The following is a 2,176-nucleotide window of genomic DNA, read 5'->3' on the forward strand; positions in this document are numbered from 1 at the left end:
CTGATATCTCCGTATTTGTTGCAGAATACAAAGAATCTGATGGCCGCCCTTCACTCAACCCCGGGCTTCAGCGCCATTCTTGGACAGACACTAAGATTTAACAAAACAGCAAAGTCAAGAAGGTACCTCGGCGTTTTTATGTCTGCGCAGGCCAACTTAAAACACCGCATCAAATCAAAATGCATCACCCCCACCACCTGATATTTTCATCAGCAATATCCCGGAAATGATCAATGCACCCGCGATCAGACGTCCGGGTGTCGCGGCCTCGCCAAGAACGAGCACGCCGACAGCAAAGGCACCGACCGCGCCGATCCCTGTCCAGATCGTATAAGCCGTTCCAAGCGGCAGTGAACGCATGGAAACCGACAACAGGATAAAGCTGGCAGTTGCGGCAATAAAGGTGATGATTGTGGGGGTGAGCGCGGTAAAACCGGCCGATTTCTTCATCGAAAACGCCCACACGATTTCAAGAACACCGGCAATTGCAAGATAAAACCAGGCCATGACACGGCCCTCCTTTTAAACTGAGTGGCCGGGCCGTCCCGGATGAATACATAAAAGACGCGAGCCGTCCCGCGCAAAAACGCTATCTATTTTGGGATAAAACTCTGGTCAAGTGCGCCGATAACATAGCTCACCTGCCAAAATTTAACGGCTTTCCCCCAGCCAGATCACATGTTTCAGGCCGCGTTTTTTGGCATTGGCACGCACTGTTCTGGCCTCGGTTTGGAAGCCAGCCTTCTTCATGCGCGCCGTGAAGCGGTCATCAGGATGGGCAGACCAGACAGCCAGAACACCACCCTTCTTCAGCGCCTTTTTAGAGAATGAAAGACCTTCAGAACTGTAAAGCCGGTCGTTTTCTGCGTGGGTTAACCCGTCCGGGCCGTTGTCGACATCCAGCAAAATTGCATCAAACCGGGCAGTACGCTCAGCAATCAGGCGCACAACATCGCCTTCGACAATTTCCACACGCGGGTCATCAAGCGCGCCCTGAAAGATCTCGGCCATTGGTCCGCGCGCCCATTGGACAACAGCGGGCACCAGCTCTGCCACAATGATTTTCGCATCTTTTGGCAGAGCGGCAAGCGCGGCACGCAACGTAAACCCCATGCCCAGACCGCCAATCAGAACAACCGGCGCGATGCGCCCCGCGATCTTCTCAGCGGCAAACTCGGCAAGCGCTTCCTCCGAACCCGAAAGACGGCTGTTCATCAGCTCATTGGTGCCAAGCATGATCGAAAACTCAGCCCCGCGTTGCTTCAGCCGCAACGTACCGCTTTCGCCCGGAATCGTCGCTTTGTCGAGTTCGACCCATGGAATCATGCTGCCTGCGCTCCTGTTTGCCTGCACGAAGCTTTTGCGGGGCACGGGTTTATGATGCAAGATGAAAGGACAAAAAAACGAATCTGGCACCGTTTATGAGGAAAAATACACACCTTCTGGCAGCATTTATGCTTTCAGAAGCTTTTAAGATAACGTGCGCCTTGACTTTTGCGGCAGGATTCGTAGTGTCCCGCCAGATTTCGCTGCTGCCCGTCTTTGGGTGCAGCTATGGAATGGCGAAGCGTTCAGGCTGATGATGCCTGGCGCTTCTTGATTTTTAAGAAAACTCCCGGGCGTACCGGTTCCGCTTTTCCTCTAGGTTTGGAGAGCGGATTGCTCTTGAAGGCGGAATAAAATGGCAAAAGCAACAACGATCAAGATCAAGCTGCTGTCGACGGCAGACACCGGCTTTTTCTACGTCGCGAAGAAGAACAGCCGCACGATGACGGAAAAGATGGTCAAGACCAAATATGACCCCATCGCGCGCAAGCACGTTGAATTCAAGGAAACCAAGATCAAGTAATCGATCTTCGGTTATCTTTTTCTTTTTGAAGAACGCGCTGGCCTTTGCCGGCGCGTTTTTTGTTGTCATCACGCCGCTGCGCGGCGGATCAGGTTACGGCGCAAAACCACCATGAGCGCGGCAAGGCCCAGGCTGAGCAGCCCCATGAGTTGGACCGCAAGCAGTGAAATAGTTCATCAAAAATGCACCGCCGACCCAGCGGACATTCTGCTGCAAAAACTTTACCAATGACATTAGAGCATCGGGCGATTAGTCTGCAACGCATGCTGTTGATTTGAAGTAGTTCCAGCATTCCTGTGGCGAGAACAGTGCGCACACGTGGCCTAC

At 52.9% G+C, this 2,176-nt stretch carries 3 protein-coding genes; 1 reads left to right on the forward strand and 2 read right to left on the reverse strand.

The annotated features are described in order from the left end of the window. Positions 1-174: 174 nt before the first annotated feature. A complete protein-coding gene (locus EDC90_RS20685; RefSeq protein ID WP_132314392.1) occupies positions 175-507 on the reverse strand; it encodes a DMT family transporter in 333 nt (110 codons plus the stop codon). A 144-nt stretch (positions 508-651) separates the two neighbouring features. Beyond that, the gene (locus EDC90_RS20690; RefSeq protein WP_132314393.1) at positions 652-1,326 is read right to left on the reverse strand and encodes a spermidine synthase; all 675 of its coding nucleotides are present in this window, start codon (positions 1,324-1,326) and stop codon (positions 652-654) included. Positions 1,327-1,681: 355 nt separating this feature from the next. Between EDC90_RS20690 and rpmG the strand changes: the two genes are divergently transcribed. Then, entirely contained in the window at positions 1,682-1,849 is a 168-nt protein-coding gene (gene rpmG, locus EDC90_RS20695) for a 50S ribosomal protein L33 (RefSeq protein ID WP_132314394.1), read from the forward strand. The last annotated feature ends 327 nt before the right edge of the window (positions 1,850-2,176 follow it).

This window comes from Martelella mediterranea, from assembly GCF_004342225.1.
Lineage (GTDB): Bacteria > Pseudomonadota > Alphaproteobacteria > Rhizobiales > Rhizobiaceae > Martelella > Martelella mediterranea_B.